The sequence below is a fragment of the Dysgonomonas sp. HDW5A genome (assembly GCF_011299555.1).
GTDB lineage: Bacteria > Bacteroidota > Bacteroidia > Bacteroidales > Dysgonomonadaceae > Dysgonomonas_A.
Window position 1 is genome coordinate 4,121,896 of sequence record NZ_CP049857.1, and the last position, 17,237, is coordinate 4,139,132.

The window sequence follows — 17,237 nt, forward strand, 5'->3', positions numbered from 1 at the left end:
TTTTCAATTTGTCCTACTTTTTACATAATTATCATAAGCAGCCAAGAAGTGAGCAGCAAAAAGCTGTCCCTGCTTTTCGTATCCCTCTCTGGTATAATGCACTTTATCTTTCGCCATCAATGGCTCAAATTCTTTTTCGAGCGGAGCCTTAGCTCCTCCCAATTTAGTCAACAGATCCCATATAACACAATCCTTTAATTGCTTTAACGCCTCTCCGTACCCCTCTACAAAAGTATTAGGTGTTCTTCTCTTGAATAACGAAGGAGGGGGTGTCATTAATAAGATCACCATCTTAGGATTATTTTTTCTTACCTTATCTATAAACATTTGTATCTGTGAAATATAGTAAGGAGTTGTCCATTTATTAAAAGCCTCATTCGTTCCAAGTGAAATAACAAGTAAATCGGTTGATAATGCAGGAAATTGATCAAAAAACATAGGGTATTTATTGTAATCTGAAACCTTTGTTCCATTTACACCTATGCTATGATAAATAATTCCGGGTTTATCATTTTCCAATATTATACCGCTCAAATTATATTCAGATTCCTTTTTTCCTGGAAGAATAGTTAACTGATTAGATGAAACCGGCAATATAAATTCCGATTCGTATATTTTCTCTTTTGAAAGAATAGTATTCAACAAAATCTCTTTCTTCGGTTCTTCTTTCACCTCTTTAGGAATAGCAACAATTTTTGTCTCCGGTTTTTCCTTTGATGGGATTTTCAAATCCATCCCTACCCTTATCGTATTCGAAGATAAATTATTTAAGTCTTTTACTTTTTCGATGGGAACATTGTAAAACTGTGAAATTCTGTATAATGTCTCTTTGCTCTCAACCTTATGAATTATATAATTCGGCTTCTCGTTTTCGATTTTATCATTATCCTTCTTGGCTGTTGATGGAGGTGAAGTAACCTCACTCACGTTAGCTGTTACACTTTGGTAATCGGTGTCAGGTAAACTAATCTTAAATGAAGAATTCTTAGTCGGGTAAAGCAACTTTACCTTATTGAAGGTATACAAAGGGTTTGCATCTATATTAACTTCAAAATCGGGACTACTTGTATAAAGTCCTATTCCACTTAAACCGACACATACATCCGTCACCGGATAAATATTACGACGACTTTCCCAAATCGTGTTGGAGGTATATTTAATATAGCTGGTACCGTTGGTTTTAGCTAAGCTATAAGGAAAAGTAAAACCATATCCTCCATTTCCAAATTTAGCTTGCAAAATCTGACGTATTACATTGGTAAACATATCGGCCTGCACATGCGAATCACCTATATGAACAATATTCACTTTACTTATCTTATTCTTCTCTAACTGATATAATTTCTCAAATACAGGAGCCAGCAATTTCACATTCTTAAAATCACTATTTACACCGTCTTTTGCATCTTTGGAAAATATGCTTGAAGACACTGTACAAAAAATAAATAAGAAGAGTATTGCTTTTTTATAAATCATCCGATTGTGTGGAATTTTTAGGTCGAGCCGAGATTCGCCCCGACTCTCTTAATTTTTTATATTCAAAATAGCCTTTATCTAATTCACCATAGATAAGACCTCCGATTTTTTTTGCTCCTTTTTGATTAAAGTGAGTATAATCTTTATTAGCTAAAGACGGATTTTCTTGTACCCATTTTACCATCGAACCATAACCACCCATTAAGGTATATAAATTTATAAAGCCGGAATGAGTACCCTCTGCATATAATTTCTGATGCTTAACTAATGGCTCTACCGCCTTATCGGTCTGCATCTCCATGTTTGTTTTTACAGCCCTGTCACCTGTCGAGATAATCAGGATACTTGCATTAGGAAAACATTGTTGCAAATGATTTACAACTCCCGACATTTTAGATTCATACCAACTATAATCTGTAGTGCCATATCCTAATACGTTTGTGCCATATTGCAAGACTATAAGATCATAGTTTAAGACCCTATCAAGTGCATTCATCAAGTCTTTATTAAACAAAGAAAGGGGTAAACCAGAGTTGCCACGCAATGAGAAATTATCGACATGCACACCTGATCCATCATCAAAGTTGATACCATAGAAAGGAATAGAATCAGCTTTTTCGAAAGTAGCCTTTAATGTTTTAGTTGAAGGTGATAATTTCAAGGTATTCAAAAGCTTGGAAGTAATCAATTCGTAGCGTACCGTAGAATCTTTACTAAAAGAAATATTTACTGAAGCATTATGATTTGAAGAGCTACCATAAAACAAGGTTGGATTATATAATAGCGTTGCATTAGCTACGTCATTCGCTGTATATTTTAACCAGGTCTGACTTCCACGTGGTACAAACGAAACCTGTCCGTCAACGCCAAATGCTCGCTTAGGCTTCTTTACATTCAGAAAAGACTGGGTCTCCCAATTTTTGGAAAATTGATGGGTTACAGAATATCTGGCTGATGCAGAAAGAGAAGTTATTCCTACAAATCCGACTCCTTTACCTCCATATTGATTTTGATATGCACTGCGAATATCCTGAACAATCAAATCGCCGTCATTCATCGAATCGCCAAAGTAAGCTATGCGAACTTTGCCTTTTCCTGAAGTTTCGAGATCATATAGTTTTTCGTAAAAATTCACTAAGTTACCAATGCCTTCACTATTATCCGAAGTCTCTATCTTAACTCTGTTAATTAACGTGTCACTTACTAAAGAATCACCCTCTGATATCGATAACGAATCGTTAGACATAGCATCCAATGCCAAGCTATCAATAACTATCCCCGAAATTGCAGCAGTACTTTCGGGAAATAGTCTGCCCGGCAAAACCTGCTTAAGTCCCCAAAATATGCCTATAGCAATAACAATTGTCAAAAACGACTTAAAAAAATAATTATTAGTTTTTTGCTCCATACCCATATATAAAGGTCACAGACCTATTTATTACTTTGATAAACATTGAAATAATCTGATAATAAATAGTTGAAAGTACTTAATTCATTAACAACAAATTAAGAGTCCAATACGTCAATTATACCGTGTGTTTAAAAATGCGATGCAAAGCTAGTTACTTTATTCAAATTTCAGATATAGTATTTAACAAAAAAACTGCCTCTCGGCAGTTTTTTATAATACAATTTTCGTCATTTGTATATTAGGAAGGTAAAGTTTATTTCTATGCTTAACATCTGTAGCTACAACCTTAACCAGTATACTTCTGAAAGTAATAAAAGTCAGTTCTGCAACCTTAGAATGAAAAATCAACTCCTGCACCAAATACTTTATTTGTTCGGGAGAATATATCTTTGGATATAACTGCCGGCGGTACCGGTGAATTTTTTGTATAGTCTGAATAAGTTGTCCAGAAATATCCAACATTGATTCGTACTGAAGGAGAAACATTTACAGCACCCCCAAGACCAATAGAATATGAATTACATGAGAAACTTAAATCTTTTTGGAAAATATCGCCAACGCCATATCTTGTAATCTGTCCTCCGGCACTAACCAAAAACATTTTATCTATTTGGTATTCCAAACCTGCCAGATACTCATTGGTTGAACCTGCATCCTTTTGCTTATCGCTATCCATTTTAGCATGTGAATCAAAAAAGCAATGATAACCAACACTAGCTAACAGCTTATCCGTAAATTTATAAGAAGCACCTATAGTTAACAAAGCAGGAATATCATGTGCAGTATTAACACCATCAGAGAACATACCTGTATCGTCTCTCTTTGTATTATTTTCAACATCCAAAGAAGTCTTAAACTCATACTTAACACCAATGTTCAGTTTATCGTGATTGAAGTTAAATCCTAATATAGGAGCAACTCCCCAACCGCTTTGCTTACTATCAAGCATTGCTCCCTCATCACTAGAAGCCTTTGCCATCAAAAGTATCTGTTGTTGCTTTACCGGATCGGCTGCAGCACCAGCAGCAATTTGATTTAAAAGTTGATCTGCATACACCATATTCTGAGAAAACTCAGAACCAACCGGAGTCAAATTTAATTTTAATCCTCTCAAATATCCTTCATATGAGTTTCTTACAATATTCAGTCTGAAACCTGCATAAGCAGAAAACATATCATTGATTTTATATGTTCCACCCAATTGACCTCCAATAATCATATTAGAGCCTCTCATATATTGATCTACCTGATATCTATTAGCTGTAAGTTTTGTAACCGCTTGAGTTTGTTGAACCAAAGCAGCACTACTACCAGCTAAAGCTTCAAACGAAGGTAGTCCATCATTGAAAGTAGCTTTTCCACCACCGCCGGATATAGCAATAGATCCGGACAATACCCATTTGCCCTTTTTATAAGCACCCTGTAAACTTGGGATAATAGGTACGGAAGCTTTACCTTCAAATGTTTTGGTATCTAAGCCTCCATTCATTTTGAATATAGGAGAAGTTGACGTTATAGTTCGTGTTTGAAATGCACTTTGATTAGAAAAAGAGAAATGGAATCCATCTGTAAGCTTTATTAAACCTGCCGGATTCGTATAGACTGCATCAATTTCGGTAGAAGCATCACGAGCAGGATTTCTGAGAAAGTGAACGCTTTGATTGGTATTGGTAAGTATTCCTCCTGCAAATAATGCAGAGGTCGACATACAAAGAGCAGCAATAGCTACTAATTTTGATTTATTCATGAATTCTATTAATAAAATTGAAATTGGGCAGCAAATGTATTAATATTAATTTTAGTTTCAAAAGAAACTAAAACAATTTAATTAGCTGATACACAAGATTCATATTGCATACACAACTATTGCAGTGCGTCCAATTGTTTCAACCATAAAGCAGCAGAGGCATCACTTGCCATACGCCAATCACCACGTGGAGAAAGGTTTATCGAACCAACTTTAGGCCCATCGGGAATACATGAACGCTTGAACTGTTGTGAAAAGAATCTACGGTAAAAAACTTTTAACCATTTAAGGATCTCTTCTTTCTGATAATCGTCCTTAAATGCATACTGAGCCAAAAAGTATATTTTCAGAGGTTCATAACCAAAACGAAGCATATTATATAAGAAAAAATCATGCAAAATATATGGGCCTACAGTATCTTCCGTAATTTGTACGATCTTGCCATCTTTCCCGGCTGGTAATAATTCGGGACTTACAGGAGTATCCAAAATATCCAGAAGGATGTGTTCTGAAGCTATATCTAACTGTGTATCGGAAATCCAGCGAACAAGAGTTTTTACCAATGTTTTGGGAATACCTGTATTGACAGCATACATAGACATATGGTCGCCATTATAAGTACACCACCCTAAAGCTAATTCGGACAAGTCTCCCGTTCCTATAACAAGTCCGTTTACTTTATTGGCATAATCCATCAATATCTGGGTTCTCTCACGAGCCTGAGAGTTTTCATAAGTTATATCATGAATAGTTTCATCGTGGTCTATATCCTTGAAATGTTGAATAACCGCATCACGTATAGATATTTCTTTGATTGTCACCCCCAACGATTTCATCAAATCTAAAGCATTATTATACGTACGGTCGGTAGTTCCAAAACCGGGCATAGTAATACCATATATATTCTTTCGAGAAATATTCAGTTTATCGAAAGCTTTCACCATCACTAGTAAAGCAAGTGTAGAATCTAAACCGCCCGATACACCTACTACTACAGTTTGACAATTGGTATGCAATAAACGCTTAGTTAACCCGCCTACTTGTATAGCGAAAATTTCAGAACATCTTTCATCCAAATTCAAAGGAGATGGAACAAATGGTGTCTTGTTTATTAATCGTGTTAACCTAAAGTCGGCATCAACTTTAGATGTTCCAACCTTAACAGTACGATATCTTACCTGATCGAGGTTCTTATATTCTGAAACGGAAAACGATTTATTTTTTAAGCGATCGTTTCTTAAGCGATCGACATCAATTTCGCTAACACAAAGTTCACTATCAAAAGAAAAACGTTTGCCTTCTGCTATAATTTCTCCATTTTCGGCAATCAGACTACTTCCACCAAAAACAATATCAGTAGTAGATTCACCATTTCCGGCAGCGGCATATACATAGCCTGCAATACATCGGGCAGATTGTTGGCTTACCAACGATTTCCGATAAGAATGTTTACCTATGGTTTCGTTACTTGCCGACAGATTGAAAATAACCTCGGCTCCATACAACGAATGTATACTTGACGGAGGGAGAGGTGTCCAAAGGTCTTCACATATTTCGATAGCAAAATTGAAGTCGGGAGTCTGAAAAATAAGGTCTGTACCAACAGGGACATCTTGACCGCATAACTCAATAGTATCACTTGTCAATTCTCGGGGAGAAGAAAACCAGCGTTTATCGTAAAACTCATTATAGTTTGGTAAAAAAGTCTTAGGAACAACACCTAGTATCTTTCCATAATTAACAGCGACTCCTACATTATACAATTTATTACTGATTGCAAGAGGCATACCCACTATTATGATTATCGACGATTGTTCACTAGCCAGACGTATTCTTTCTAAAGAATACAATGTTTCGTCTAATAATGCACGCTGATGCAATAAATCCTGAGCTGTATACGAGGTTATACAGGTTTCGGGAAACACAATAGCCGAAACTCCTTGCTTTTCGGCATCAGCTACTACTTTCAATATTTCGTCTGTATTAAAAGCACAATCTGCAACCTTCAACCGAGGCGAAGCCGCTGCCACTCGTACATACCCATAATTATCCATTATTGCCAACTTAGTTTTACACAAAATTACGAAACAAAATTCAAATCAACGCTTATTGCATTTACTAAACACAAAGGTTACACTTCTATTCTAAATACTAACTAAATCTAACTTACTATTTTATAACAAATAATCAATTTAGAAAAGTCTAAATCCCATCAAATGTATTCATAAAGTTACACAGAAAGGTGACAATTTTCTTTATTTGATACACTTTTGTCCATTTATTAAACCTCTGTTATTCAATAAATAAAATCTAAAAAAGTTACAAAGGTGACAAAAGTGACACTTTTTTGAAGGATATTTTTTTGTCACCTATATACTCTAAAGTTCTCTTATTATTCATAGATAAACCTATCCCTAAAAAAGTAAGCCGCAACAATTAACTTGTTACGGCTTACTTCATATGCAAATATTACAAATAAAACTGAACTTATTAGTGGCTATGCGATAAGTAATCTGAAATACCCTCTTGAGTAGCTTTCAAACCTTGTTTTCCTTTTTTCCAGTTTGCAGGACATACTTCGCCATACTCTTCTGTAAATTGAAGTGCATCTACCAAACGAAGAGTTTCTTCAATACTAGGTCCGAGAGGCATATCATTTACAACTTGATGACGTACAATACCTTCTTTGTCGATCAAGAATAGACCACGGTAAGCTTGTGGAGCACCTACAAATACTTCTTCACCTTCGTCATTATAATCTGTATCACCAGCCAATACATCATAGTTTTTAGACACCATCAATGTTTGGTCTGAAATAATAGGATACTTCACCCCTTGAATACCACCTTGGTTTTGTGGTGTTTGAAGCCATTTCCAATGAGAGAAAGCTGAGTCGGTTGAAGCGCCTACTACAGCTACATTACGAGATTCGAATTCTGCAATTTGATCCTGAAATGCGATCAATTCAGTTGGGCATACAAATGTAAAATCTGCCGGATAGAAGAAAAATACTACATATTTTTTTCCTAAAAATTGGTCTAATGAAAAGTTTTCTACAATTTCATTACCGTTAACAACTGCACTTACATTAAATACAGGAGCTTTTTTTCCTACTAATACTGCCATAATTTTTCAACTAATTTAGTTTGTTTTTCTTATTACAAAGAAACAAATTCCAGCCAAACAAATCAAATAGATATTCGCTATATACTCATAGGTAGAACCAATCGGGATTCATTATTCAGAGCCAGTTAGCGAGATAATTTCACATCCAACAATACAGGTCTGTGATCTGATGCTTCAGGCTCATTTACCACAAAACTATTTTGAAATAATACATACTTATAACTGCGTCTATCTATAGCAATATAATCTAAACACTCTTCGGGTTTATCTGCCGGATATGTTTTTTCGGGAGGTGTCAAAATCTTGAAATCTTTACTCAGAAGTTTCATTACATCAGAATCCGGATGTGCATTAAAATCACCTGCAATAAATACAGGTTTCTTTATTTTCGCCAATTCCTGCTGAATAATACCGATTGAAGTCAACTGATCTTCGGAAGTAAGAGAAAAATGTACAACCAGAAAAACAAATTTGTCAAACTCTGCAATAAGCAGAACACGGGCTTCTTCTCTTCCCGGCAATGGCAAATAATGAACATGCAAAGGTTTTTCATTTGACAATACCCCTATCCCATATTTTCCTCCATCATAATGTATAGCCGGAGCATAAGAGTAATGCATTCCTGTTAATTCACTCAGTTCACCTAACACAAAACGTTTACTACTACGGTTAGTAACACTATCTATTTCCTGAATGGCTACAATATCCGGATGAAATCGATTGATAACATCAGCCGTTCGCTTATAATCAGGTTTCATATCCATCCCCATCCCATTCCGTATATTATAAGTCATAATACGCAGATCGTTTTGAGAATCGGCTTCAACTGAAATGAAAAATAAAAGAGCAGTTAATACAAAAATTAGTTGAGTTTTCATATTGTTAATAAATTAGATATAAGGTGATAATAAAAAGTATTGATATCTAATGATATTTCGAATTACGTATTATACACTAGACAAATATACAATTCAAAGTGAAACATTTCCTGATTCATTGCGTTATAAATAAATAATGTCAATCAGTAGTTGGGATTATATGTTCTATTATTCTAACGCACCCTTATGGGTTTGTTTTTCATTTTGCCTTGATGCAAAACGAAACAAAAGATCAAGACTGTGCCTTTTTGCGCGACCCGCTACGGACCCGAAAGCTAAAACAAAAGAAAAACGTTTAACGACAATATCCTTTTGTTTCTTAACGCTTTCATTCGTCCTGCGGGTACCCCGTGCAAACGCCAAGGTCGGGAAGCCTGACGGACAATAGTTGTTTGCGTGCATCAGCCGAAGTGCATCAGTGGAGTAGCCGTTGGCTGACAAGCGAAGCAGGCGTAAAACTAAACGTGCCGACAGGCAGTAGGTTTAGTTTAGCCTGTAAGCTTTAGGTCAGACAGGCGAGCCACGCAGCACAAAGCCTTTTTGATTCCTTTTGCGGCTTTGGGCAAAAGGAATACAAGCAATCTCTGATTGCGCGTAGTAAAATGAACGTTAGAATAATAGAACATAAACATAACAGATCAACTACTGAATCGCATAAATACTTTAATTTCAGACAATCATGAAATCAAAAACAGACATGCCCAAACCTACAACAGTTGATGAATACATTGCTGTAGCAATTCCTGAAGTAAAGGAATACTTAGAACGACTAAGAAGTTCTATCAAACAAGCCGCACCACAAGCCGAAGAAGTCATTAGTTACGACATGCCGGCTTATAAACAAAATGGTATGGTAGTTTACTTTGGTGGCTTTACAAAACATGTCAGCCTATTTCCCGGTGCAGAAGCAATAGAAGTATTTAAAAACGAATTAACAGATTATAAAACCTCTAAAGGAACGATCCGTTTCTCTCTCGATAAACCACTTCCAATTGCATTAATAAAGAAAATAGTAAAATTTAGGGTAGCTGAAAATTTAGCAAAACAACAGAAAAAACAAGCATCTAAATCACCAACAAATAAAAGCTAATCATCTCCTTTTAGAATGGGCAGCCTCCAATGAAATTTAGTTGCCAAAATACGTATAACAAATACAAATATCGCTGTAGATACCTGAACTATAGGCATGCTTACTCCCCAATAATTCAACAAGCAAAATAAGAGTCCTCCCATTATACAGGCGACTGCATACAGTTCCTGAGTAAAAATAATGGGTATTTCATTGATCAGAATATCTCGAATAATTCCTCCAACTACCCCCGTAATAGTTGCCATTATTACAATTACCCAGGGAGCATATCCCAGAGCCAATGTTTTCTCGGCACCCACGACAACAAATAATCCCAGTCCAATACTATCGAACCAAAAAAATGTATTATTCAGCCTTACCAAAATTTTGCGATATACAATCACACAAAACAAAGCCAATACCGTACACCAAAGATATACACTCGAAAGCATCCAGAAAGGGGTAATACCCAAAAGAAGATCCCTTAAAGTCCCCCCTCCTATTGCCGTAACCAGTCCTACAACCAAGGCTCCAAACCAATCGAATCTCTTAGCCGAAGCCAAGCGGATACCACTTATAGCAAAAGCAAATGTTCCTAAGAACTCAATGATATCAACAAATTGAATATTATTCCAAAAATCAGTAATCTGATTCATATGCCAAACATTAAGCAATAAATGGTACTACCTTAATCAGCCTGCTCATCGGCTATTACGCCACTCCCCAAGCATAACTTCGATTCTTTATCATATACAACACCAAACTGTCCGGCAGCAATACCTTGTATCTTCTCATCTGATTGAATACGATATATATCACCTATTTTTTCAATAGTTCCTGTTGTAAATTCAGGCGTATGACGTACTTTAAAAGTAATGTCTTTTTTATCGTCAAAATCGCCCCAAATATCTTCAGTTATAAATGAGAAACCTCCCAAATTTACAGTCTTTCCGTATTGTGTCTCAGGATCATACCCATTAGAGACGTATATTATATTTCGTTTTACATCTTTTTTGATCACAAACCAAGGTCCTCCGCCTAAGCCTAAACCTTTTCGCTGCCCTATGGTATGGAACCAATAACCATTATGACGACCTAAAACTTTTCCTGTCTCAAGTTCTACAATTTTACCCGGACGTTCGCCCAAGTATCTGCCGATAAAGTCATTGTAATTGACCTTACCCAGAAAACAAATTCCCTGACTATCTTTTCTTAAAGCCGATGGTAATCCTTGCTCGGCTGCAATAGCTCGAACTTCACTTTTCAACAAATTACCTATCGGAAACATGAGTTTTGATGCTTGCAGATAATCTATTTGTCCCAAGAAATAAGTTTGATCTTTCACATGATCCTTTGCTGTGGAAAGCCATGTTTTACCATTCAATTCGGTAGTGGTGGCATAATGACCTGTAGCTATCTTATCGAACTCATGTCCCCATTTTTGTTCGAAACAGCCAAACTTAATCATCTTATTACACATAATATCAGGATTAGGTGTCAAACCTCTTTTTACAGCTTCGATGGTATAACTCACCACATTTTCCCAATACTCTTCATGGAGAGATACAACCTCCATTTTACAACCATATTTTTTAGCAATATAAGTTGTTATTTCTATATCCTCTTCGGCAGGACAGTCGATATAACCGTCTTTATCCTCCATACCAATACGTATATAAAAAATGGTAGGATCGTAACCTTGTTCTTTCAATTGGTGAACAACTACCGAACTATCAACGCCTCCCGATACAAGAGCTGCTATTTTCATTTTCTAAAAGCGACCTCCTTTGGTCATTATTTCTTTAAATATTCAATCAGGTCTAAGACCTATTTATCACTTTGCGCCCTATCAGACCGATTGGAGATAAAGGCTCTGATGCATACTATTAATCCTTTATTATAATTGCACTACCAAATCCTGGTTTTGGCAAACATCTTTAATACTCCCAATCCAAGACCGACACCTGCTCGAACAAAAAATTGATTCTGTCCGTTGGTAACATCAAAATCATAACCTGCTTTAATAAAAAACATCTTATAATCAACATACACATTAGGTGTAATTACAATTCCATTTTGTCTTCCTCGTCTGAAATCGAAGAGATATCCTCCATCCACACCTACCAGAATAGTATAAGGATTATTGTTAAAAAGATCTTCACTCAAAAATGATTTAATCTGAATCGGCTTCAAATGCAAACCACTCATTTTAGCACCACCCGATGTTGTGAACTCCAGACCGCTGGACACAAAAGTATTCAGTTTGTTTTTCTGATGGAATGTCGGAAAAGCCATACTTGTAAAAAACTGTCCATTTGCACCTTCCGAATATTGTCCCCCTAAACCAATCAATTGACCATAACATAGAATAGGTAAAAGGAGTAACAATAATAATATATTTATTTTCTTCATCTGGGTTATGTTAAGTGAAAATTAGCACTATAATCATTACAGCACAATATATAAATAACCTTCTTCGAATACAGGTATACAAAGATTATCTTTTATACTACAAAAATAATGCTTTCTTTTAATATCAAAGCCTTTTTCCCATATACATTATCTATATAAAAAACGAAAGTCTCTATACAAAAGTTAGTATAAAGACTTTAATCTGTTATATTATATCGTTATCAGGCATCCACCACCCTCTTTCCAAAGGGAAATAATGCTAATTTGATAAATTTGAAATGCTGCAAACCAAATGGTATTCCAATAATAGTAATGCAAAGAAGAGCCCCGAAGAAGACATGAGTCAAAGCAATCCAGAAGCCACCAATAATAATCCAAATAACATTCATTATTGTATTGAGGCATCCCGACGATTCTTCGATAGTAACCACTTTACTTCCAAAAGGCCATATTGCCAATACTCCCAGTTTGATCGATTGCAATCCAAACGGAATACCTATAATTGTTATCATCATGACAATACTAGCCATAAAATATTCAATAGCAATTGCCCATCCTCCAAACACAAGCCATATAAGATTACCTATCAGATTTCTCATTTTCGGAATTTTTATTTAATACACTTCATTAGAATTAGCGATCATTAGTAGCATATGAGAATTAGCGAACTGCAATTATTTCAATTTCTACCATTGCAGCTTTAGGAAGATCTCTTACAGCAAAAGCCGAACGAGCAGGAAATGTTCCTTCGAATTGAGTCGCATACACTTCATTCATCGCTGCAAAATTGGCGATATCGGAAAGTAACACAGTCGTTTTTACAATATTGCTGGTTGTAAGACCTGCTTCTGCCAGAATAGCCTTTATATTTTTAAAAACTTGTTCCGTTTGTTCTTTAATACCTCCGGCTACAAAATCACCCGTAGCAGGATCAATCGGAATTTGACCCGATGCATAAAGTGTTCCGTTTACTTCTATTGCCTGACTATATGGACCTATTGCCGCAGGAGCGTTATTGGTTGAAATTACCTTCTTCATTGTATCTATTTTTTATGTAATATTATGCGTTCAAACCTTTTTGTCGGATCGACTCATAGATCAACACTCCGGCAGCTACCGAAACGTTTAACGAACCGATAGTTCCAAACTGAGGAATTTTAACTAGTTCATCGCAAATACGAAGATTATCATTAGAAACTCCAACATCTTCGGCTCCCATAACTATGGCTATAGGACCTGTATAATCTACCTCCGTATATGATTGAGCAGCACGTTCTGTTGCAGCTACCACCTTTACTCCACTATTTTTAAGGAAGTGAATCGCTTCAGTAAGGCTATTTTCTTTACATACCGGAATTTTCATCAATGCTCCGGCGGAAGTTTTTACCGCATCGGCATTTACCGTTACGCTTCCGCGTGCAGGTATAACAATTGCATCTACTCCGGCCACTTCGCAAGTACGGGCAATTGCTCCGAAGTTACGCACATCTGTCAATCCATCAAGTACAAGAATGAAGGGACTTTTTCCTTGTTCATATAGAAAAGGAATAATATCTTCGATTTTTTCATAAGTAACCGCCGATAAAAAAGCAATTACACCTTGATGGTTTTTGCGTGTATATCTGTCGATACGCTCCACGGGAACCCTCTGCACAGGTATATCGTGTGACTCTAAAGCAGCAGTTAATTCTCTGAAAAGATCGCCTTGAAGTTCTCTCTTTACAATTATTTTATCTATTTCTTTTCCTGCTTCTATAGCTTCTATAACGGCACGTATGCCAAAAATCATTTCTTTTTCTTTCATTCAAAGTATATTATATCGTAAGGGCGTTGCATATGCCCATTTATTTTATTTCTATGTTTTAAAAAGACGCATGTAATACGTCCTCTACTTTAGTCCAACTGCTGAAAACCAAACTTACTTTTGAAGTCCGACAAATCAAAATCTTTTCGTGTACTCAAGTATATTAAATCGTCTACATCCGTATCCAAATCCTGAACAGAATAATAAAGTAGCAGTCCGTATTTACACCAATAGATTACCAATCCGTTTCCATCAACAACCTTTTCCCATTTTTCGGATAGGTCTTTCTGAAACTTATCCCATAATTCGGCATTTTCGAGATCACTTTTATACCCTACATAACTCAAAGGATAACCTCCTTTTGACCTTGTTTGCAAATCAGCATCTGCACTGGCTGCCTGATAGAACATGATTAGTTCTAAAAAGTCGGGCAAAGGCAAAGCCTCAGTATACCAGATCACTTCACTTTCCTGATCGCCGATATTGGGCGAATGATAAACAGGAACAACTTCTTTTCCCAAATCACTCAAATCGATACCCCAAGAAAGTACTGCCTGATTCTCTTCGAGAAAAACAAGCTTATTACTCTTAATATATATTTGTTTGGGCTTTGCGAAAAACTCGAAAGCATCAGTAAACAAAGCCAATTTACCGACATTCAGATAGAAATCCTTTAATGCCTGAGGAAACTTTACATTCAGTTTCTTTTCGGCAACCTCTATGGATTGAATATCGACTCCTTCCGACGCTTCTAATGGACGTCCGAGTATTTTTTCTGCTGTTTGTTTTATTCTATTCATTTCTTTCCTAACATCACTTTTGCATTCTCAATGGCAGCATCGGTTACATGCGAACCGCTCAGCATTTGTGCTAATTCTTTAATACGTTCTTCCTCTGTAAGCTTTCGCAGGTTGGTAGTTGTACTGTCTCCTTCGTGCGATTTGTAGACAAAATAATGAGCTTTACCTTTTGCTGCTATCTGAGGTAAATGGGTAATGGCCAAAACTTGCATCTGACCTCCAAACTCCTGCATGATATGTCCCATCTTATCGGCAACCTCACCCGAAACACCTGTATCTACCTCATCAAAAACAATGGTTGGAAGTGCCGTTGCACCCGCTATCATCGATTTCAGACAAAGCATCACACGTGAAATTTCACCACCCGAGGCCACTTCTGCAACAGGTTGCAGAGGTACATTCTTATTGGCTGAGAATAAAAACTGCAAATCGTCTATACCCGAAGCATCGGGATAGTTTCTGGCAGTAATCTCGCATTCAAACCTCACATTGGGTATGCCTAAATAAGCTACCTTTTCGATCAGTTTCTTTTCTATATCTTTTGTTGCCGATTTACGTTTCTTACTCAACTTTTCGGCTTGAACTAACATTTTTTCTTGCTTTTGGGTCAGGTCTTTTTGAAGTTCCTCAATCTTCTGATCATACGAATCAATACTAGTTAGTTTTGTCCGTAAATCGTTATATAGTGCAATTAATTCAGCAACAGACGACACTCTGTGTTTTTGTTGCAATGTATAAATCTGATCTAAACGCTGTTCTATAAAAGCAGCACGTTCGGGGTTAAATTCAACATCACCCGCATAACGTTCGGCTTCCGTGCTCAAATCTTTGAGATCAATATAAGCTGTCTCCAGACGTTGAGCAATCGCTTCAGCATTCACATAAATGCCCGATAAACTTCGTGCCGCTGTTAACCCCTCCTTTAAAGAAGAAACAACACCTTTATCATCGTCCGAAAGCAATGTATACACTTTATATAAAGCCGATTTTATATCTTCAGCATGGTTCAGAGTTTCTTGTTCCTGTTCTAACTCCTCAAGCTCTCCTTCCACTAATTTAGCTTCTTCAAGTGCCTCGAATTGAAAACGAAGGTAATCTTCATCCTCCTTGCTTCTGGCTGCTAAATCTTTTAAATCAGATAATGCAGTATCAGCATGCTTATATAATTTAAAAGCTTCTTTATATTCTTTTAAAAGAATCCCCGTCCCTGCCAATAAATCCACAACCTGCATTTGAAAACGGCTGTCTCCCAGCATCAGATTCTGATGTTGAGAATGTATGTCTATCAGCTGACCACCTAGATCTTTTAAATCATTCAACGACACCGGCGTATCGTTTATAAACGCACGCGATTTTCCTGTCGATAATATTTCACGACGAAGTATATATGTATCCGGGTCATAATCAATTCCGGCCTCTTCACAAAAACCTTTGAGATCATATGCCGATACATCAAAAGTACCTTCGATAATACACTTTGTTTCGCCTTGTTTAATAGTTTTAAGATCGGCACGTTGTCCTAAAATCAGAGATAAAGCTCCAAGTATAATAGATTTACCGGCACCTGTTTCTCCTGTTATGACAGAAAATCCAGACTCGAAGTCTATTTCGAGACTATCAATTAAAGCATAATTCTTTATATATAATGACTTTAGCATATATTATTTCCTAAGAATAAAAAAGTGCAACTGTTATAATAAACAAATACAAAACAAAGGTAGTGAAATTTCATCATGTAGAAACACCTTTGTATCTTCGCATTTTAGATAAGTAACATTAAATATTTGTGGTAAGACTTCAGAGCAGTAACAATCTCTAGCTGCCACATTTATCAAAGAAATAGAAGGTCTGAGACCTTAAAGATAGCAGTATGGATTACAAAATAAAAGTAAAAGCTCTAAGAGAAATAATGCCAATCCCAATGGCTGAGGCACTAAAACTTCTCAAAGAGAACGATGGAGACATTAAATTATGTGCTGATATATTCAAAACAAAATCAATCGAATATATTTGTCTTGAAACCGATTGTTCGAAAGAAATGGCACTAGAGTTTTATGAAAAAGAAAAATTTGATCTGAACAGAACTATCTCATTTATTAGAGAAGAATTATTCGATCAAAACTATAAACCTATACATAATATTACTTTAGAGAATCTCAACAAAACACGATCATGGATTGCCATAGTCCAGGAAAAAGATTTTGCGACATCTCTCGACTACAATGAATTGGCATCTGTTATACAAACACTGGCAGCAATCCCTTCCTTGAGAGAAATAGCAATGGTATTGAAACAAGCAAAAAAAATAAAAGATTCTATTTTCAAAGGATATAGTGACAATCTAAGTATCGATGAATTTGTCCGTCGAAATGTCAAATTAGATGATGATCCCGACTTTCAAAAGGCATATCACAGAATAAGTTTAAGTACAACAATCATTATTGATGAAATTAACCGACATCGAAGAAACTTATCATAGAAAGTAAAAAAAGCATATACTCAGATTGAGTATAT

16 protein-coding genes are annotated in these 17,237 nt (G+C 36.1%); 2 read left to right on the forward strand and 14 right to left on the reverse strand.

The annotated features are described in order from the left end of the window. Positions 1-3 precede the first annotated feature (3 nt). The 6 genes from G7050_RS17055 to G7050_RS17080 all read right to left on the reverse strand — a co-directional run bounded on the left by G7050_RS17055 (position 4) and on the right by G7050_RS17080 (position 8,638). Positions 4-1,431 (reverse strand): LysM peptidoglycan-binding domain-containing protein, encoded by a 1,428-nt coding sequence (locus G7050_RS17055; RefSeq protein ID WP_166117469.1) that lies wholly within the window; start codon positions 1,429-1,431, stop codon positions 4-6. A gap of 34 nt (positions 1,432-1,465) precedes the next feature. Further along, on the reverse strand, positions 1,466-2,884 hold the full coding sequence (locus G7050_RS17060; protein ID WP_255499201.1) for a hypothetical protein: 1,419 nt from the start codon (positions 2,882-2,884) through the stop codon (positions 1,466-1,468). A 334-nt stretch (positions 2,885-3,218) separates the two neighbouring features. Next, entirely contained in the window at positions 3,219-4,634 is a 1,416-nt protein-coding gene (locus G7050_RS17065; protein WP_166117471.1) for an OmpP1/FadL family transporter, read from the reverse strand. A 116-nt stretch (positions 4,635-4,750) separates the two neighbouring features. Then, positions 4,751-6,688, reverse strand: coding sequence for an NAD(+) synthase (locus G7050_RS17070; protein ID WP_166117472.1), 1,938 nt, complete (start codon positions 6,686-6,688; stop codon positions 4,751-4,753). A gap of 436 nt (positions 6,689-7,124) precedes the next feature. Next, positions 7,125-7,760 (reverse strand): peroxiredoxin, encoded by a 636-nt coding sequence (locus G7050_RS17075; protein WP_166117473.1) that lies wholly within the window; start codon positions 7,758-7,760, stop codon positions 7,125-7,127. 125 nt (positions 7,761-7,885) lie between these two features. Beyond that, a complete protein-coding gene (locus G7050_RS17080) occupies positions 7,886-8,638 on the reverse strand; it encodes an endonuclease/exonuclease/phosphatase family protein (protein ID WP_166117474.1) in 753 nt (250 codons plus the stop codon). Between the two features lie 679 nt (positions 8,639-9,317). Here G7050_RS17080 and G7050_RS17085 point away from each other — a divergent pair. Then, the gene (locus G7050_RS17085) at positions 9,318-9,728 is read left to right on the forward strand and encodes an iron chaperone (protein WP_255499202.1); all 411 of its coding nucleotides are present in this window, start codon (positions 9,318-9,320) and stop codon (positions 9,726-9,728) included. Here the strand turns inward: G7050_RS17085 and G7050_RS17090 are convergent. From G7050_RS17090 to recN, 8 genes are all read right to left on the reverse strand, one after another. Continuing rightward, a complete protein-coding gene (locus G7050_RS17090) occupies positions 9,725-10,363 on the reverse strand; it encodes a trimeric intracellular cation channel family protein (protein WP_166117475.1) in 639 nt (212 codons plus the stop codon). The genes G7050_RS17085 and G7050_RS17090 overlap by 4 nt on opposite strands. Before the next feature lie 32 nt (positions 10,364-10,395). Beyond that, positions 10,396-11,475 carry a tRNA 2-thiouridine(34) synthase MnmA gene (gene mnmA / locus G7050_RS17095; RefSeq protein ID WP_166117476.1) on the reverse strand — a complete coding sequence of 360 codons (1,080 nt, stop codon included), beginning with the start codon at positions 11,473-11,475 and terminating at the stop codon, positions 10,396-10,398. A 140-nt stretch (positions 11,476-11,615) separates the two neighbouring features. Then, complete coding sequence (locus G7050_RS17100) at positions 11,616-12,119, reverse strand: hypothetical protein (protein WP_166117477.1); 504 nt, start codon at positions 12,117-12,119, stop codon at positions 11,616-11,618. Between the two features lie 221 nt (positions 12,120-12,340). Next, complete coding sequence (locus tag G7050_RS17105; RefSeq protein ID WP_166117478.1) at positions 12,341-12,718, reverse strand: YccF domain-containing protein; 378 nt, start codon at positions 12,716-12,718, stop codon at positions 12,341-12,343. Between the two features lie 61 nt (positions 12,719-12,779). After that, the gene (locus G7050_RS17110; RefSeq protein ID WP_166117479.1) at positions 12,780-13,157 is read right to left on the reverse strand and encodes a RidA family protein; all 378 of its coding nucleotides are present in this window, start codon (positions 13,155-13,157) and stop codon (positions 12,780-12,782) included. A gap of 22 nt (positions 13,158-13,179) precedes the next feature. Next, positions 13,180-13,923: a 23S rRNA (guanosine(2251)-2'-O)-methyltransferase RlmB gene (gene rlmB, locus G7050_RS17115; protein WP_166117480.1), complete on the reverse strand. Its 744-nt coding sequence runs from the start codon at positions 13,921-13,923 to the stop codon at positions 13,180-13,182. 89 nt (positions 13,924-14,012) lie between these two features. Next, positions 14,013-14,723, reverse strand: a complete 711-nt coding sequence (locus G7050_RS17120; RefSeq protein WP_166117481.1) for an SMI1/KNR4 family protein — start codon at positions 14,721-14,723, stop codon at positions 14,013-14,015. Next, positions 14,720-16,381 carry a DNA repair protein RecN gene (gene recN, locus G7050_RS17125; protein ID WP_166117482.1) on the reverse strand — a complete coding sequence of 554 codons (1,662 nt, stop codon included), beginning with the start codon at positions 16,379-16,381 and terminating at the stop codon, positions 14,720-14,722. Before recN ends, G7050_RS17120 begins: the two co-directional genes overlap by 4 nt. Before the next feature lie 212 nt (positions 16,382-16,593). Here recN and G7050_RS17130 point away from each other — a divergent pair, with 212 nt between their 5' ends. Beyond that, positions 16,594-17,202 (forward strand): hypothetical protein, encoded by a 609-nt coding sequence (locus G7050_RS17130; protein WP_166117483.1) that lies wholly within the window; start codon positions 16,594-16,596, stop codon positions 17,200-17,202. Positions 17,203-17,237: the final 35 nt, after the last annotated feature.

Coding starts and splice junctions, on each gene's coding strand:
- recN (WP_166117482.1), bottom strand. CDS start 16,381: ATGCTAAAGTCATTATATATAAAGAATTATGCTTTAATTGATAGTCTC.
- G7050_RS17070 (WP_166117472.1), bottom strand. CDS start 6,688: ATGGATAATTATGGGTATGTACGAGTGGCAGCGGCTTCGCCTCGGTTG.
- G7050_RS17065 (WP_166117471.1), bottom strand. CDS start 4,634: ATGAATAAATCAAAATTAGTAGCTATTGCTGCTCTTTGTATGTCGACC.
- G7050_RS17100 (WP_166117477.1), bottom strand. CDS start 12,119: ATGAAGAAAATAAATATATTATTATTGTTACTCCTTTTACCTATTCTA.
- G7050_RS17090 (WP_166117475.1), bottom strand. CDS start 10,363: ATGAATCAGATTACTGATTTTTGGAATAATATTCAATTTGTTGATATC.
- mnmA (WP_166117476.1), bottom strand. CDS start 11,475: ATGAAAATAGCAGCTCTTGTATCGGGAGGCGTTGATAGTTCGGTAGTT.
- G7050_RS17110 (WP_166117479.1), bottom strand. CDS start 13,157: ATGAAGAAGGTAATTTCAACCAATAACGCTCCTGCGGCAATAGGTCCA.
- G7050_RS17060 (WP_255499201.1), bottom strand. CDS start 2,884: ATGGAGCAAAAAACTAATAATTATTTTTTTAAGTCGTTTTTGACAATT.
- G7050_RS17085 (WP_255499202.1), top strand. CDS start 9,318: ATGAAATCAAAAACAGACATGCCCAAACCTACAACAGTTGATGAATAC.
- rlmB (WP_166117480.1), bottom strand. CDS start 13,923: ATGAAAGAAAAAGAAATGATTTTTGGCATACGTGCCGTTATAGAAGCT.
- G7050_RS17105 (WP_166117478.1), bottom strand. CDS start 12,718: ATGAGAAATCTGATAGGTAATCTTATATGGCTTGTGTTTGGAGGATGG.
- G7050_RS17130 (WP_166117483.1), top strand. CDS start 16,594: ATGGATTACAAAATAAAAGTAAAAGCTCTAAGAGAAATAATGCCAATC.
- G7050_RS17080 (WP_166117474.1), bottom strand. CDS start 8,638: ATGAAAACTCAACTAATTTTTGTATTAACTGCTCTTTTATTTTTCATT.
- G7050_RS17075 (WP_166117473.1), bottom strand. CDS start 7,760: ATGGCAGTATTAGTAGGAAAAAAAGCTCCTGTATTTAATGTAAGTGCA.
- G7050_RS17120 (WP_166117481.1), bottom strand. CDS start 14,723: ATGAATAGAATAAAACAAACAGCAGAAAAAATACTCGGACGTCCATTA.